This window comes from Brevibacterium luteolum (genome assembly GCF_013004595.1).
In the GTDB taxonomy this organism is placed as follows: Bacteria; Actinomycetota; Actinomycetes; order Actinomycetales; family Brevibacteriaceae; genus Brevibacterium; species Brevibacterium luteolum.
The window spans coordinates 223693-238309 of the sequence record NZ_JABEMC010000002.1; the positions used below are offsets into that span (position 1 = coordinate 223693).

Here is a 14617-nt window from a genome sequence, read left to right on the forward strand (position 1 = left end):
CAGCACATATCGCACCAGCCAGCTCACCAGGAGGAACAGTGAAGATTCTCGTCACCGGCGCATCCGGTCTGCTCGGCTCCTCAGTCGCTGCCGCACTCGTCTCCGCCGGGCACACGGTCACCACCCTGCAGCGCCGCCCCTCCGGGGTCGGCGGGGCGCGGGACATCGCCGCCTCGATCACCGATGCTGCTGCCGTGGCCGAGGCGGTGGCCGAGCAGCAGGCGGTCGTCCACCTGGCAGCGAAGGTCTCAATGGCCGGGGATCCGGCCGATTTCGAGGCGATCAACATCGCCGGCACCCGCACACTGCTCTCAGCGGCCCAGGATGCAGGGGTGAGCCGGTTCGTGCACATCTCCTCCCCCTCGGTCGCCCATGCCGGTGACTCGCTTGTCGGCGTCGGGGCGGGCCCGGCTGATCCGGAGCATGCCCGCGGTGAGTATGCGCGCACCAAAGCCCACGGCGAACTGCTGGCACTGGCCGCTGACAGTGAGGATTTCCGGGTGCTCGTGCTGCGCCCGCACCTCATGTGGGGGCCAGGGGACACGCAGCTGACCGAGCGGATCATCGACCGCGCCCGCGCCGGCCGGATGCCGGTGCTCGGCACCGGGGCGGCACTTGTCGACACGCTCTACATCACCAATGCCGTCGACGCGATCGTCGCCGGGCTCACCGCCGTCAACCGCCATCACGGGGAGGCGCTCGTCGTCACCAACGGCCAACCGCGGCCGGTCGGTGAGCTCATGACCCAGATGGCGCTGGCCGGAGGGGCTCGCCGCCCGAAGCTCAGCGTGCCCGTGCCCGCCGCCCTGGCCGCCGGCACCGTCGTCGAAAAGGTCTGGGATCTCGCCGCCGAGGTTGAGGACACGCTGGCCGGCCGGCTGCCCGAGACGACTGCCGCCCGCCTCCACGAGACGCTTTCCGATGAGCCGCCGCTGACCCGGTTCCTCGCCGAACAGCTCTCGACCGCCCACTGGTTCGACCAGCGCCGCACCCGCGAAGTCCTCAACTGGACGCCCCGGGTGAGCATCGAGGAGGGGCTCGGCGAACTTGCCGCCCACTACGGCGGCACCGCACCCGACCCTGGGGCCGCGCTGACGGTAGGCCGCTGATGCTCAGCATTGACGGACTCGTCGCCGGCTACCCGGCGGGATTCGCCCTGCCGCCGCTCGACCTGCAGCTGCAGCCCGGGTCGATCACCCGGCTGGCCGGGGCGAACGGGGCCGGCAAATCGACCCTGCTGCAGACGATCGCCGGCCGGCAGACGCCGCTTTCCGGCCGCGTGCTGCTCGGCGGCGAACCGGCAGACCACACCGGGTCTGCCTGGAAGCGGCAGGTTGCAACCCTCCTCGGCGACGACGCCTGGCTCACCGGGCTCACCGCCGGTGAGCACCTGACGCTGCTCGCCCGCGCCCATGACGTCACCGCTCCCGAGGCGGCCATCACCGAGATCTGTGCCGCCCTCAACCTGCCGATCCGGTTCCTCGACGCTTACCCGGAGGCGCTCTCCAGCGGGCAGCGGCGCAAGGTGCTGCTGGCCAGCGCCCTCTTCCGGTCAGCCGAGGTGCTGCTACTTGATGAGCCCGAGCAGAACCTCGATGCCGCCTCGGTCCAGGCGCTGCGCCGCCTGCTGATTGCCCGCGCGGAGAGCGGCACGGCGATTCTGCTCTCCACCCACGACGACGCGCTCATCGACCCCGAGCGCACTACCACCGTGCAGATCTGCGAACACCCCGACGGGACGCTGGGCTATGACGCCGCCTGACCCGGCCCTGCCGCACCCCCTCACCCCTGCCGGCCTCGCCCGGCTCACCCGCAGCCGCCGCCCGCACACGCTGAGCGCCGGAGCGGTCTACACCTACGCGCTGGCCGCAGCCGTGTTCATCGCCGTCCTCGCCTCGGCCGCGCAGTCCCTTGCCGCGCCGCTGGTGGCAGCGCTCACCGCCGGGCCGGCCGACACCGTCGCCGAGGCGGTGGTCGCCTCCCCGTTCCCCGTCCTGCAATCCGTCCTCATCTCCGCGTGCGGGCTGCTCGTGCTCTCCTGGCTGCTCACCCGCCTCGGCCCGCTCGGGCTGCCCGAACCGGTGCGGGTGTGGCTGTTCCAGCACCCGGGCTTCAGCCCGTCCTGGCTGCGCCGCCGCCTGAGTGCCGTCATCCTCGGTGGGGTGCTCGGCGGGATCATCATCGGGCTGCTGGCGGTCGTGCCGCACCTGTCCTGGCAGGCCACCGGTGGCGCGATGATCCTCGACCTCGGCATAACCGCAGCTGCCGCGATCGCACTTGTGGCCGTGCTGGCGGCCACCGGAGCGGCTGGTGCCCTCATCCTCATCGGCCTGCAGGCGGGCCTGTTCGGCACGACGGTCGACACTGAGCATCTCAGCGACCGGCTGCTGTGGGCGGCGGTCGCGGCACTGGCGGTGCTTGCCCTCACCGCACCGCTGGGCGACTTCGCCGGTCCGGTCATGCATGCTGCAGCGAGCGGTCTGAGCGCACCTGTCGCGCTCGGTTTCACCGCAGCCCTCGTATTGACCGTCGTCAGCGCAGCCGTGTGGATGGTGCTGAGGCCCCCACGGTTGTCATGGCCGCAGCTCGAAGCCGGGTCGCGGTCCTCGCAGCTCATGCGCTTCGGGCTGGTGACCGCCGATGCCAATGCGATGGCCACCACCCTCTTCGCCCGCCTGCGCGCCTGCCGGAACGCATCCGGTCAGCTGGCACGCCTGAGGCGGCTGCCGTCCCTGCTGGCCCTGCCGACCGGAATGCTCATCGGGCTGACCCGCACGGCAGGCGTACCGGCGCTGCTCGCCATAACGGTGCTGCTGCCGTGGGCGGCCAGCGCGCTGCCGCTTGGTCAGCTGCCGGTCGCCGGTGTCCTCATCGCCTGCCTGAGCCTGGGCATCGCCGGCTGGCTGGCCGTCATGAGCGTGCGCGCCTGTGCTGCGAACCCGGCCTTCACCGAGGTGTTCCCGTTTGGCAGCGGCACCTGCCGGCTCCTCATCGCACTCACCCCTGCCACCGTGCTGCTGCCTGCCGGTGTGCTCGTCTTCCTACCGATAACCGTCCAGCTCGGTCAGCCGGTCCTGCTCGCCCTCGCCTGCCTCTTCGCACTCCTGTGCGCGGCAGCCGCGACGCATGCGGCGCTCCGGCCGCCGCCGAACTGGCTGGCACCTGCGGTCATGACCGAAGCCGGGGCGCTGCCCGTCGGCGTCATCGCACAGCTGACCACCCCGGTCCTTATGACATCGCTCGGCGCGTTGGGCATGCTGCTGGCTGCCAGCACAGTGGTCTCACCGGCAGCTGGTGCGGTGCTGCTGGCCGGCGTGGCCGGCTGGGCGGTCTACCGGCTGCGTCGCAGCGGACACCAGTGACCCGGTGACGAGGGGTCTCAGTCGGTGCCGTCTGGTCGCCCGGCACCCGGTTCGCGCGGCCCGGCCTGCTCGCCTCGGCGGCGGGCGTTGCGGGCGGCCTCGCGCTGTGCGCGGCGCAGCTCGCGCTGCTCGTCCTTGGCGGCCTCTTCGACGGCGATGCGCTTGTCGCGGTCGGCGTTCTCCTCACTCGGGCTGATGATCTCCCAGACGATGAGGGTGGCCACCAGCGTGACACCGGCGACGGTGCCGAGGCCCAGCGCACCCCACGGGCGGGGCAGTGTGCCGAGCCCGATCGCCCAGTGGACGCCGAGCACCGCGAGCGCGGCCAAGGCCAGGGCAACGACGTAGCGCATGTTTCTCCAGCTCCTTCGCCGGTGTTCCTGCGCACCGGCACGTGTCTGCAGACCCGACCACCGCCTCGGCGACGGCGCCCAGCCCTGCCTGAGGGTGAGCCGTGAAGTTCGGGGACCCGCTGTTCAACTCTGGTGTGTTGTAGGCAACAATAGAATATGAGCGATCACACCGACAGCGCCGTCTCGACGGCGCAGCAGCCGACAGACACTCCCTACGACCGCGCCTTCGCCCGGGCCGCCGAGGATCCTGAGGGCTTCTGGCTCGACGCCGCTGAGCTCATCGACTGGGTGAGGAAGCCGACCCGCGCCCTCGACAGCTCGCGCGCCCCGATCTACCGCTGGTTCCCCGACGGTGAGCTCAACGTCTGCTACAACGCCCTCGACCGGCACGTCGACAGCGGCCGCGGGTCTGATACCGCACTCATCTACGACTCCCCGGTCACCGACCAGATCAAGCACTACAGCTACGCCGATCTGCTCGATGAGACCGCCCGGTTCGCCCAGGCGCTGGCCGAGCGGGGCATCAGCAAGGGCGACACCGTCGTCATCTACATGCCGATGATCCCCGAGGCGGTCATCGCGATGCTCGCCTGCGCCCGGCTCGGCGCAATCCACTCGGTCGTGTTCGGCGGATTCTCCGCCAACGAGCTGGCCGTGCGGATGAACGACCTGCGCCCGAAGGCGATCATCTCGACGTCCTGCGGCATCGAACGCAACCGGACGATTGAGTACAAGCCCCTTCTCGATGCCGCGATCGAGAAGGCCGAGGAGGACCCGGAGTTCACCGTCATCGTCCAGCGTCCGCAGCACGAGTGCGAGCTGACCGACGGCCGCGACCTCGACTATGCCCAGCTGCTCGCCGCGACCACCGAGCACGCCCCGTGCACGCCGGTCGCCTCCACCGATGAGCTCTACGTGCTCTACACCTCCGGCACCACCGGCAAGCCCAAGGGGATCGTGCGCGACGGCAGCTACGCGACCGCACTCGCCTGGTCGCTGCCGAACATCTTCGGTTTACATCCCGGCGACACGATGTTCACCGCCTCAGACGTCGGCTGGGTGGTCGGCCACTCCTACATCGTCTACGCTCCGCTCATCGGCGGGGTGACGACCGTGCTGTTCGAAGGCAAGCCGATCGGCACACCGGATGCCTCGACGTTCTTCCGGATCGTCGCCGAACACGACGTCGACGTCTTCTTCGCCGCCCCGACCGCCATGCGCGTCATCCGCAAGGAGGACCCCGACGGCGAGATGATGAAGCGCTACGACATGGCCTCGCTCAAGGCCTGGTACATGGCCGGTGAGCGGCTCGACCCGGACACCTATGAATGGACGACCGAGAAGCTCGCCGAGGCCACCGGCCGGTCGATCCCGGTCATTGACAACTGGTGGCAGACCGAGACCGGCTGGCCGATCGCCGCCAACCCGATCGGCCTGCACACCTACCCGCTCAAGGCCGGCTCACCGACGAAGCCGGTGCCCGGCTACCAGGTCGAGGTTCTCGACGCCGCCGGCAATCCGGTGCCGGCCGGCCAGGACGGGCTCGTCGTCATCCGGCTGCCGATGCCGCCGGGCACGATGGCCACCGTGTGGGATGATGACGAACGCTACGTCTCCTCCTATCTCTCGGCCTTCGACGGCTATTACCTCACCGGCGACGGCGGGCTCATCGACGACGACGGCTACGTCTACGTCATGGGCCGCACCGACGACGTCATCAACGTCGCCGGTCACCGCCTGTCGACCGGCATCATGGAGGCCGCGATCGCCGCCCACCCGGCCGTGGCCGAATGTGCGGTCATCGGCGTCTACGACGCAACGAAAGGCCAGATCCCACGGGCGTTCGTTGTGCTCAAGGACGGCCCGGAGACCGACGAGGAGAAGGTCAAGGCCGATCTCGTCTCGCTGGTCCGCTCGGACATCGGCCCGGTGGCGGCGATGAAGCGCGTCGACGTTGTCTCCGCGCTGCCGAAGACCCGTTCGGGCAAGATCCTGCGCAAGACGATGCGCGAGATCGCCGACGGCCGCGAGGACGTCGTTGTGCCCTCGACGATCGAGGATCCCGACGTGCTGGAGAACATGCGCAGCGCACTGCGGGAGGCCTGAGACGCACTGCGCTCACTGCGGGTCCTGAGTCGATAGCGGCCAGGGCCCGCAGTGCAGTCACCGCACGACGGCCGGAGGCGCTCGGGACAGGGCGCGAAAGTCTACGACAAACGTGCAGAGAGGCTCTGCGAAGGTCGTAGACGATGAGGCCGCCTCGGCTTCAACGTCACTGAAGATCTCTCATAGTGCGGACGCATGGAGGTTTCTTTCATCTGCCCTGGCTGAAGCACCCAGCCCGACGGTTGAGACCTCAATGACCGCGCCGGTCCGCATGTGCATGCCGGATGCGGCAGGTGGGCATTGGAGCTGCAAGCCGGGATTCCCACGCACAGTGCAGCCGATGATCAGACTTCAGTCAGATTCGGGGCCTTGAGAGATCACAAAACGGTTGCGATTGTTAAACACGTCGCCGAGACCGGGACGGGAGACCATCCCCAGATCTCCCGTCAGCCTCACGGGCAGCTGGGCTCAGCAGACACAGCACAGAATCAATCAACCCCTGAAAGAGCACCGTCATGAAACTCTCCAAGACACTGCTGGCCACCGCTCTCGCTGTCGGCATCCTCGGCGGCGGGATTATGGGATCACCAGCGATGGCCGCCCCGAGCTTCGACCCGGCCGCGGCTCCGGTCGAACAGCGGCAGGAGGCATTCACCACCGTGGCCGACCTCGACCAGACGCAGATCGACAACGCCCGCACCATCATCGGTGTCGGACGCGGTGGCGCACTGCCCGACCAGGGCATCGTCATCGCCCTCATGACCGCAATGCAGGAATCCTCGATGTACAACCTCGACTACGGCGACCGTGATTCGCTCGGTCTGTTCCAGCAGCGCCCGTCGATGGGCTGGGGTGCACCCGAGCAGGTGACCGACCCGGTCTACGCCTCGAAGTCCTTCTACGGCATCAACCCCGAGGGCTCGAACCCCGGTCTCATCCAGATCAACGGCTGGGAGAGCATGGCCCCGACCCAGGCCGCGCAGGCAGTGCAGCGCTCGGCCTACCCTGATGCCTACGCCAAGTGGGAGCCGCTGGCCCGCGAACTGCTCGCCGCCCACGGCGACGCACCGGCGATCCCCTGACCCTGCCGGTCGTCCGCTGACCCCACCGGTCATCCCCGCTGACCCCACTGGCCATCCCCGCTGACCCGATGACTTCCTGAGGGCAGCCCAGAACCCGCAGGAAGCCGACCCCACCCCTCCCCTCGCCCGGACGCATACCGGCACCGACCATCCCCACACACCCTGTGACGAACGGAGCAAACCATGTCGATCACACCCCTGTCCTCCACCGCCCGCCGCATCGGCACCGCTGCCGCTGCCCTGACCCTCGCCGCAACCGGCATCGCTGTCGCCCCGGCGACCGCCGCCTCGGGACCGGACACCGCAGCCACCCAAGAGCAGACCGTCGAAAACGACCGGCGAGCCGAGATCATCAACCGCGCCCAGTTCTGGGTCGACCAGGGCGTGCCGTACAGCATGTCCGCCTACTACCCGGACATCGACGGCAAGAACTACCGCACCGACTGCTCAGGATTCGTCTCCATGGCCTGGGGACTTGACGACAGCCTCAGCACTGTGACGCTCGTCGACGTCGCCCATCCGATCGCCAAGGAGGACCTGCAGCCAGGTGACGTGCTCATGCGCGGCGGCCCGGGCACCGGCGGCGCTGCAGGCCATGTCGCCATCTTCAACGGCTGGGCCAACGCTGAGCAGACCGCCTACCACGGTCTCGAACAGGCCGGCGACGCCGGAGCTGTGGCCCGGGAGATCGGCTACCCGTACAACGGACTGGAGGGCTTCGAAGCCTACCGCCTCAACGGCCTCTGATTCCAGCGCCATCCCACCGGCACCGACATGGGAGCGGGTCTGCGCGCAGCTGGGCCCGCTCTCGTCGTGCCCCCTGCAGCCGGGGTCCGTGACTGTGACGAAGTTTGCACCGCACCCCCAGCCGACGCGGGTGTCGAAATCCGCCGGGCAGGGGCTAGCATGTCTGCCATGGCCAGCTCCACCCGCCGACCGCAGCTCGTCGGCCCCGCCATCGGATTCAGCATCACCGCAGCGATCCTCGCCGCGGTGTTCGTCGTCGTCTGGGCAATCGGCGCGATGGGCGTGACCGGCCCGACGATCGTGCGCCAGTGGGAGCTCAGCCACGTGGACCGGCTCAACAGCAGCCAGCTCGAGCACGCCGAGACGATCATCAGCGTCGGCCGGGATGCCGACCTGCCTGATGACGCCATCGTCATTGCGCTCATGACCGCGTTGCAGGAGTCCTCACTGCGCAATCTCGACTACGGCGACCGCGACTCACTCGGCCTGTTCCAGCAGCGGCCCTCGCAGGGCTGGGGCACACCTGAGGAGGTGCGGGACCCGGTGTGGGCCGCGCAGTCCTTCTACGGCGTCAATCCCAAGGGACGCAACCCGGGGCTGGTGCACATCTCAGGCTGGGAGTCGATGACCCCGAACGAAGCCGCCCAAGCGGTCCAGCGCTCGGGCTTCCCGCACGCCTATGGCCGATGGCAGTCGCTGGCCGAGGAGATCCTCGAGTCCCACGACACCGTCACCGCGTCACCCTGAGCACTGCGCGGCTGGCTCTGCAGACCCCACCCCAGTCACTTATGCGCGGAGTTGCATACAGCCTGCAGTATGCATTTATGCGCATGGGTTGATATGCTGGCAGCGTCGCACTTTCCGCAACGTCTCCCCTGGAGGATTCAATGGCAGACCACAAGATCGCTGAGCACACCGTAGAAGACCACCAGCACGGCGGCCCGGACTGCAACCACGAGAGGGTGCAGCACGGCGACCACTACGACTACATCCACGACGGACACAAGCACGCCGAACACGGCGACCACTATGACGAGCACTGATCCCCGGCAGCCCAGCTGACAGGGCCTCGATCAGACGTGCGGGTTCTGCTGCGTGAGCGGCAGAACCCGCGGTCGATTCACAGCACGGTCGAGCGGATCACAGCACGGTCGAGTCGACCGCGACGATCCACACATGCTGAGCGTGACACATCCAGGTACGGGAGCTCCCGCTCAATGCTTTCAAGCCTCTCACAGGGAATCCAGCATCTTCTGATAATTTGCCTATCTCCCAGTAAAACAACCGCGATGCGACCATCGTCGCCTGCGGCCCGTCGTCCAATGGTACAGTCCTCCCATGCTCAACGAAGCCGACGCATATTCCCTCCGACGCACACACGACGACCACCCCCACGTCTCCGAAACACCGTTGACCGACGTCCCCACCAATGTGCGCGATGATCTGACGATCAGCCGCACGGCAGAACTGTTCAAGGCCCTGGCAACCCCGTCTCGGCTGCGCATCCTGCTCGTGCTCTCGCACGGTCCGACGACCGTCTCGAGCGTGGTAGAGCAGACGGCGCTGTCCCAGCCGCTCGTGTCCCAGCACCTCAAGCTGCTGCGTGGACTGCACCTCGTCAGTGTCAACCGCGTCGGTCGCGAGGCGATCTACTCGCTCAAAGACGACCACGTCGCACACATCATCGTCGACGCCATGACCCACGCAACCGAACAGCACTTCTGATCGCCGGTGCGCTGCTGAACACCTCCCGCCCCCTCATCATCACCTTCGATACGACGCTTAGGCCCCGCTGCGGCCAGCCTCAGCGGGGCTTATTGCTGCTCAGGCGACCTCGGACATGTCGGGGGACCAGAGTAGGACATAGCACAATACGGCATCTGTCCCTGCACCGTGGCAGACCGGCCTGTCGAGGAGTTCTGCGCGGGAAGGCGCAGCTAGCGCGCCGGTCACCGGCCGCGGGTGCGCAGCAGGCGCATGCCCCCGGAGACGAGCCACACCACTGCGATGACGACCGCAATGCCGGCCCACTGGCCGATCGCCAGCTGCTCTCCGGCGAGCAGCGTGCCGAGCAGGACCGCAGTGATCGGCTGAGCGAGCATGAGCGAGGCGGTCTCAGTGACCGGCAGGCGGGTGGAGAACACCGCCAGCAGGCCCCATGCGCCGGCCTGACCGAGAACTGCCAGGCCGACCATCGCCGCCCAGCCGCCGACCCCCAGATCGAAGTCGAAGCCGCCGAGGATGAGCCCGCCGATGAAGGTGACGGCGCCGGCCGAGGTGGTGGCGACGAGCACCGGGGTGACGATGAGGCCCGGGTCGAGCACTCGGCAGCGGTAGGTGCCGTAGATGTAGACGCCGTAGAGCACACCAGAGAGCACCCCGAGAATCGCCCCGCGCAGGGGAGCGGTTGCACCGGGGTCGACGCCGAATGCGCCGCCGGTCAGCAGCATGCCCACGAGCATGACCGGCATGCACCACAGGAACAGCCGGCCGGGATGCTGACGGTGCAGCAGCCACACGAGAGCGGGGAAGACGACGACCTGAACGCTGATGAGCACCGTGGAGACACCGACGCCGGCGTCGTAGACGCTTTGGGCCCACATGATGTAGTCCAGACCGAGGAACGCTCCGGCAGCTGCGGCGACCCCCACAGTCCGGCGACCGGGCAGACCACGGCGGGACACCTCGGCGACGGCGAAGGGGGCGAGCGCGATGATCGCCAGCGCGCAGCGCAGGAACGCCGCCGTCGAGGGGGTGGCCTGGGCGAGAATGAGCAGCAGCGCCGCCGAGCCGAGGCCGACTGCGGCGGTCAGCACTCCGAGGCGGGCGAGTGCTGGCGAGTCGGTCAGGCTCACCGGCGCCTCGGTGCTGCGGGGACGTCAGGCTGCATGGCGCAGCCGTTCGGTGAAGGCCCTGATGCGGGTCAGGGCTGCGAAGATCTGGTCGGGGCCGGCGGCCAGCGACAGGCGCACGCACTCGTCGCCGTGGACGTTGTCGAAGTCGAGGCCGGGTGAGAGTGCGACTCGCTCCTCCTCCAGAAGTGCCGCGCACCATTCGGTGGCTGTGGAGTAGGGGCCGAGGACATCGGTGATATCGGCGTACATGTAGAAGGCGCCGTCGCAGGGTGCGAGGTCCTTCCAGCCGAGTTCGTCGACGGCGTCGAGGACGTACTGGCGGGCGGCGGCGAAGCCGGCCACGGCAGCCTCGCCCTCGGCATAGGCGGCTTCGGAGAAGGCGGCGACGCCGGCGTGCTGGGCCGGCACGGGGGCGCACAGGGTGATGTTGCCGGCTAAGCCGGCGGCGGCCTGGTGGATCTCCGGGGGCATGATCGCCCAGCCGAGACGCCAGCCGGTCATGCCCCAGTACTTCGAGAACGAGGAGATGACGATGGCGTCGGGGTCGTAGGCGATGGCGGTCTCACCGTTGGGGTTGCCGGATTCGGTGGCCTGGGTGCCGAGGAAGGTGATGCCGTGGTAGATCTCATCGGAGATCAGCTGCACACCGTTGTCACGGCACCACTGGCTCAAGGCGATGAGGCTGTCGCGGTCGAGCATCGTGCCGGTCGGGTTGGCCGGTGAGGCAACCATGAGGCCGCGCAGCGGAGCCTCGGCGTGGGCGGCTTCGAGCAGTTCGACGGTGGGCTGGAAGCGCTCCTCGACGCCGCAGTCGAGTTCGACGACCTCGCAGCCGAGGGCGGTGAGGATGTTCTTGTAGGCGGCATAACCGGGCCGGGCGAGCGCGACGCGGTCGCCGACGTCGAAGGCGGCGAGGAAGGCGAGCAGGAACCCGCCGGAGGAGCCGGTGGTGACGAAGAACCGGTCGGCCGGCACATCGAGGTCGTACCAGCGGCGGTAGTGACCCGACAGCGCCTCGCGCAACTCGCGGATGCCGGTGACCGGCACATAGCCCAGGTCGGTGCCGTCGCGCATGATCTCCTCCGCCCGAGCGCGCACAGCGGCCGGCGCGCCCTGGCCGGGTTCGCCGACGCACAGGGAGATGACGTCCTCGCCAGCGGCCTTGAGTTCAGCCACACGGGAGACGATGTCCATGACGGCGAACGGGCGGACGGCCTGGGCTCGCTCAGAGATGTGGATGCTGCGCTGTGTCATACCGCCAGCTTCTCATACCATGCCCGGCCGATCCCGGCCCGACAGGCGCGAGAGACCAACGGGTCACAGCCGCCTACTGGTCGCCGACCGGCCAGGTGTGCACCGGGGCACCGGTGGACTGGTGGCGGATGTAGAGCTCGAGCAGCCGTTTGAGGGCGTCGCGGCGCTCGGTCGTGTCCGGTTCGGTCAGCCGCGGTTTGAGCGCCATGAGGGTGCGCAGCTGCCAGGTCGCGCCGTTCTGCCGGGTGCGGGCGCGGGCTTCGATGATGTCCATGTACTCGTCGATGATCGCGGCATCGACGTCAAGCATCTGCAGGCCCTTGCGCGCCTGCGGCACAAGCGTGGTGCGGATGAGGTCGGCGACGTCGACGCGGCCGAGCTTGGGCCACAGGATCCGCGAGTACAGCCCGGAGCGGGCAGCGGCGAAGAAGTTCTTCTCCGCATCGGGAAACGACAGCCGTGACCACACCGGCCGGTTCTCCTCACCCATGTACTTCACCACGCCGTAGTAGAAGGCGGCATCAGCCACGAGGTCGGTGACCGTGGGCCCGGCCGGCAGCAGCCGGTTCTCCAGCCGCACATGGGCGAGATCGCCGTCGGCAGCGTAGATGGGCCGGTTCCAGCGCCACACCGTGCCGTTGTGCAGGTTGAGGTAGTGCAGGGCCGGAGAGCTGCCGAGCATCACCGGGGTGCCGGACTCCTCGCGGCTTTCGGGCAGCATCGGCGGGAAGTAGCGCACATTCTCCTCGAAGAGGTCGAAGACGCTGGTGATCCACCGTTCACCGAACCACACCCGCGGGCGCACTCCCTGGGTGACGAGCTCGGGGGTGCGAGTGTCGATCGATTGGGTGAAGACCGGGATGCGGTTCTCATGCCACAGCTTGTACCCGGCGAACAGCGGGGCGTTGGCGCTCAGCGCCACCTGGGCTGCGGCCATCGCCTGCGAGGCGTTCCAGGCGGTGGCGAACCGGTTGGGCGGGACCTGCAGGTGCAGCTGCATCGAGGTGCAGCTTGATTCGGGGGCGACATCGGTGAAGTCGTGCCGGTAGTACTCGCGGTCGTGGACCTCGATGCGCACAAGCTCACCGCGCATGTCGATGACGGCATTGCTCAGCGCCCGGTACCGGTTCTCATCGGTGACCCAGCTGGGGTCTTCGAGGAACTCAGTCGTCAGCGTCGGCAGCGTACCGATCATCGCGACCTTCGCGCCGTGCTCGGCTGCTGCGGCATGGGCCATGTCGAGGCGGGACTGCACCCCGTCGTGCAGCTGTGTGAGGCCATCGCCCTGGACGGTGAGGACGGGATGGTTGAGCTCGATGTTGTAGGCGCCGATCTCAGATTGGAAGTCCGGATGGTCGATCGACTCGAGCACCTTGCGGTTGATCTTCGCCGGCTGCATGTCCGCATCGACGAGGTTGAGCTCGAGTTCGAGGCCGATCGTACCCTGGCTGGAGAACTCCGCCTCCTGCAGATACGAATCGAAGGTCTCCAGATCCGCATTCAGCTGCTCGCGGTACGTCGTCCGCTGCTCCGGCGAGTAGCGCTGCCGCGAAACGTCATCTCCCATGGCTCAATGATACGTGCCGGAACCGCGCCTGGGCAGGCCTGCGGCATACAATGGTCCCGACTGGTACGCCGCTGTGTGGAATTGAGGACTTCATGACTGACCGCTCCGTCGACCTTACTGCTCTGCCCGATGCCGCCCAAACACGGCTGCCGCAGATGCTGACCGATCTGGAGCGGGTCATCACCCTGGAGACTCCCTCGCAGGACCACGCCGCGGTCGCCGCCGGCGCCCGTGACCTCGCCGCGCTCATCGAGGAGCGGGTGGGCACCGCGCCCGAGGTGCTGGAGATCGATGGGGTGACGCACCTGCGCCTGCGGTTCGGTTCCGGACCGGTGAAGGTGGTGCTGCTGAATCACCAGGACACCGTGTGGCCGCACGGCACGCTGGAGCGGCTGCCGTTCTCCGTCGCTGACGGGATCCTGCGCGGGCCGGGCAGCTTCGACATGCTCACCGGCACGATCATGAGCATCCACGCCACCGCGATGCTGCTCGAACAGGCCGGAGACAGCTCAGCACTCGATGGACTCACGATCCTCATCACCGGTGACGAGGAGCTCGGCTCGACGACATCCTCCCAGCTCATCCGCGACGAGGCCGCCGGCGCGCGGGCCGTCTACGTCATGGAGGCCTCGGCCGCAGGCTCCCTCAAGCTCGCCCGCAAGGGCACCTCGGACTACGAGGTCACCGTCCACGGCAAGGCCGCCCACGCCGGATTGGAACCGGAGAAGGGCGTCAACGCCGGTCTCGAACTCGCCCGCCTCATGCCGCTCATCGCCGAGATGGCCGATGACGAGAAGGGCACGACCGTCGTGCCGACGACGATCACCGCCGGCACCACTCCGAACACCGTGCCAGCCAAGGCAACGGTCCACGTCGATGTGCGCGCCCGGCTGACCTCGGAGCAGGAGCGCATCGATTCGGAGATGCGGGCCTTGAAGGCTGAGATGCCCGGCGCCGAGGTGGAGGTCACCGGTGGGATCAACCGGCCGCCCTTCGAACGCGACGCCGCAGCCCACCTCTTCGACCGGGCCGTGGCGCTGGCCGGTGAGATCGGCATCGCCGAGCCGACCGGCACCGCTGTCGGCGGGGCCTCGGACGGCAACTTCACCGCCGGAGACGGCATCCCCACCCTCGACGGCCTCGGGGCCGTCGGCGATGGCGCGCATGCCGAGCACGAGCATGCGATCATCTCCGAGATCCCGCCGCGCACGGCACTGCTGGCAGCCCTCATCGCCGACCAGCTCGCCGACTGAACCACCACCTCGGGACCGGCCTGCGACCGGCATCACAC

14 protein-coding genes are annotated in these 14617 nt (G+C 68.4%); 10 read left to right on the plus strand and 4 right to left on the minus strand.

Going from position 1 to position 14617, the window contains the following annotated elements:
* Positions 1 to 38 precede the first annotated feature (38 nt).
* The 3 genes from HLA91_RS04475 to HLA91_RS04485 are packed head-to-tail and all read left to right on the plus strand — an operon-like array spanning position 39 to position 3362.
* A complete protein-coding gene (locus HLA91_RS04475; protein WP_170273724.1) occupies positions 39 to 1109 on the plus strand; it encodes an NAD-dependent epimerase/dehydratase family protein in 1071 nt (356 codons plus the stop codon).
* The gene (locus HLA91_RS04480) at positions 1109 to 1762 is read left to right on the plus strand and encodes an ABC transporter ATP-binding protein (RefSeq protein WP_170273725.1); all 654 of its coding nucleotides are present in this window, start codon (positions 1109 to 1111) and stop codon (positions 1760 to 1762) included. Before HLA91_RS04475 ends, HLA91_RS04480 begins: the two co-directional genes overlap by 1 nt.
* Positions 1749 to 3362 carry a hypothetical protein gene (locus HLA91_RS04485; protein WP_170273726.1) on the plus strand — a complete coding sequence of 538 codons (1614 nt, stop codon included), beginning with the start codon at positions 1749 to 1751 and terminating at the stop codon, positions 3360 to 3362. The genes HLA91_RS04480 and HLA91_RS04485 overlap by 14 nt, the downstream gene beginning before the upstream one ends.
* A 17-nt stretch (positions 3363 to 3379) precedes the next feature.
* Here the strand turns inward: HLA91_RS04485 and HLA91_RS04490 are convergent, their stop codons facing one another.
* Entirely contained in the window at positions 3380 to 3715 is a 336-nt protein-coding gene (locus HLA91_RS04490) for a hypothetical protein (protein ID WP_165883899.1), read from the minus strand.
* 156 nt (positions 3716 to 3871) lie between these two features.
* On the opposite strand from HLA91_RS04490, the gene HLA91_RS04495 reads away from it, so the two are divergent.
* The 6 genes from HLA91_RS04495 to HLA91_RS04520 all read left to right on the plus strand — a co-directional run bounded on the left by HLA91_RS04495 (position 3872) and on the right by HLA91_RS04520 (position 9375).
* Entirely contained in the window at positions 3872 to 5821 is a 1950-nt protein-coding gene (locus tag HLA91_RS04495) for an acetate--CoA ligase (RefSeq protein ID WP_170273727.1), read from the plus strand.
* A gap of 515 nt (positions 5822 to 6336) precedes the next feature.
* Entirely contained in the window at positions 6337 to 6903 is a 567-nt protein-coding gene (locus HLA91_RS04500) for a peptidoglycan-binding protein (protein WP_170273728.1), read from the plus strand.
* A gap of 183 nt (positions 6904 to 7086) precedes the next feature.
* Positions 7087 to 7650: an NlpC/P60 family protein gene (locus tag HLA91_RS04505; protein ID WP_170273729.1), complete on the plus strand. Its 564-nt coding sequence runs from the start codon at positions 7087 to 7089 to the stop codon at positions 7648 to 7650.
* Positions 7651 to 7818: 168 nt separating this feature from the next.
* Positions 7819 to 8397 carry a peptidoglycan-binding protein gene (locus HLA91_RS04510; RefSeq protein ID WP_170273730.1) on the plus strand — a complete coding sequence of 193 codons (579 nt, stop codon included), beginning with the start codon at positions 7819 to 7821 and terminating at the stop codon, positions 8395 to 8397.
* Positions 8398 to 8537: 140 nt separating this feature from the next.
* Entirely contained in the window at positions 8538 to 8693 is a 156-nt protein-coding gene (locus HLA91_RS04515) for a zinc transporter permease (RefSeq protein ID WP_102162394.1), read from the plus strand.
* A 295-nt stretch (positions 8694 to 8988) separates the two neighbouring features.
* Positions 8989 to 9375 (plus strand): metalloregulator ArsR/SmtB family transcription factor, encoded by a 387-nt coding sequence (locus HLA91_RS04520; protein WP_170273731.1) that lies wholly within the window; start codon positions 8989 to 8991, stop codon positions 9373 to 9375.
* A 224-nt stretch (positions 9376 to 9599) separates the two neighbouring features.
* On the opposite strand, the gene HLA91_RS04525 is transcribed toward HLA91_RS04520, so the two are convergent.
* The 3 genes from HLA91_RS04525 to HLA91_RS04535 form a co-directional block, all read right to left on the minus strand.
* The gene (locus HLA91_RS04525; RefSeq protein WP_170273732.1) at positions 9600 to 10505 is read right to left on the minus strand and encodes an EamA family transporter; all 906 of its coding nucleotides are present in this window, start codon (positions 10503 to 10505) and stop codon (positions 9600 to 9602) included.
* 24 nt (positions 10506 to 10529) lie between these two features.
* Positions 10530 to 11759: a pyridoxal phosphate-dependent aminotransferase gene (locus HLA91_RS04530; protein ID WP_170273733.1), complete on the minus strand. Its 1230-nt coding sequence runs from the start codon at positions 11757 to 11759 to the stop codon at positions 10530 to 10532.
* A gap of 73 nt (positions 11760 to 11832) precedes the next feature.
* The gene (locus HLA91_RS04535; RefSeq protein ID WP_170273734.1) at positions 11833 to 13326 is read right to left on the minus strand and encodes a glutamate-cysteine ligase family protein; all 1494 of its coding nucleotides are present in this window, start codon (positions 13324 to 13326) and stop codon (positions 11833 to 11835) included.
* A gap of 92 nt (positions 13327 to 13418) precedes the next feature.
* Here HLA91_RS04535 and HLA91_RS04540 point away from each other — a divergent pair, with 92 nt between their 5' ends.
* Entirely contained in the window at positions 13419 to 14579 is a 1161-nt protein-coding gene (locus HLA91_RS04540; protein WP_170273735.1) for a M20 family metallopeptidase, read from the plus strand.
* Positions 14580 to 14617: the final 38 nt, after the last annotated feature.

Coding starts and splice junctions, on each gene's coding strand:
- HLA91_RS04480 (WP_170273725.1), top strand. CDS start 1,109: ATGCTCAGCATTGACGGACTCGTCGCCGGCTACCCGGCGGGATTCGCC.
- HLA91_RS04485 (WP_170273726.1), top strand. CDS start 1,749: ATGACGCCGCCTGACCCGGCCCTGCCGCACCCCCTCACCCCTGCCGGC.
- HLA91_RS04490 (WP_165883899.1), bottom strand. CDS start 3,715: ATGCGCTACGTCGTTGCCCTGGCCTTGGCCGCGCTCGCGGTGCTCGGC.
- HLA91_RS04495 (WP_170273727.1), top strand. CDS start 3,872: ATGAGCGATCACACCGACAGCGCCGTCTCGACGGCGCAGCAGCCGACA.
- HLA91_RS04500 (WP_170273728.1), top strand. CDS start 6,337: ATGAAACTCTCCAAGACACTGCTGGCCACCGCTCTCGCTGTCGGCATC.
- HLA91_RS04505 (WP_170273729.1), top strand. CDS start 7,087: ATGTCGATCACACCCCTGTCCTCCACCGCCCGCCGCATCGGCACCGCT.
- HLA91_RS04510 (WP_170273730.1), top strand. CDS start 7,819: ATGGCCAGCTCCACCCGCCGACCGCAGCTCGTCGGCCCCGCCATCGGA.
- HLA91_RS04515 (WP_102162394.1), top strand. CDS start 8,538: ATGGCAGACCACAAGATCGCTGAGCACACCGTAGAAGACCACCAGCAC.
- HLA91_RS04520 (WP_170273731.1), top strand. CDS start 8,989: ATGCTCAACGAAGCCGACGCATATTCCCTCCGACGCACACACGACGAC.
- HLA91_RS04530 (WP_170273733.1), bottom strand. CDS start 11,759: ATGACACAGCGCAGCATCCACATCTCTGAGCGAGCCCAGGCCGTCCGC.
- HLA91_RS04535 (WP_170273734.1), bottom strand. CDS start 13,326: ATGGGAGATGACGTTTCGCGGCAGCGCTACTCGCCGGAGCAGCGGACG.
- HLA91_RS04540 (WP_170273735.1), top strand. CDS start 13,419: ATGACTGACCGCTCCGTCGACCTTACTGCTCTGCCCGATGCCGCCCAA.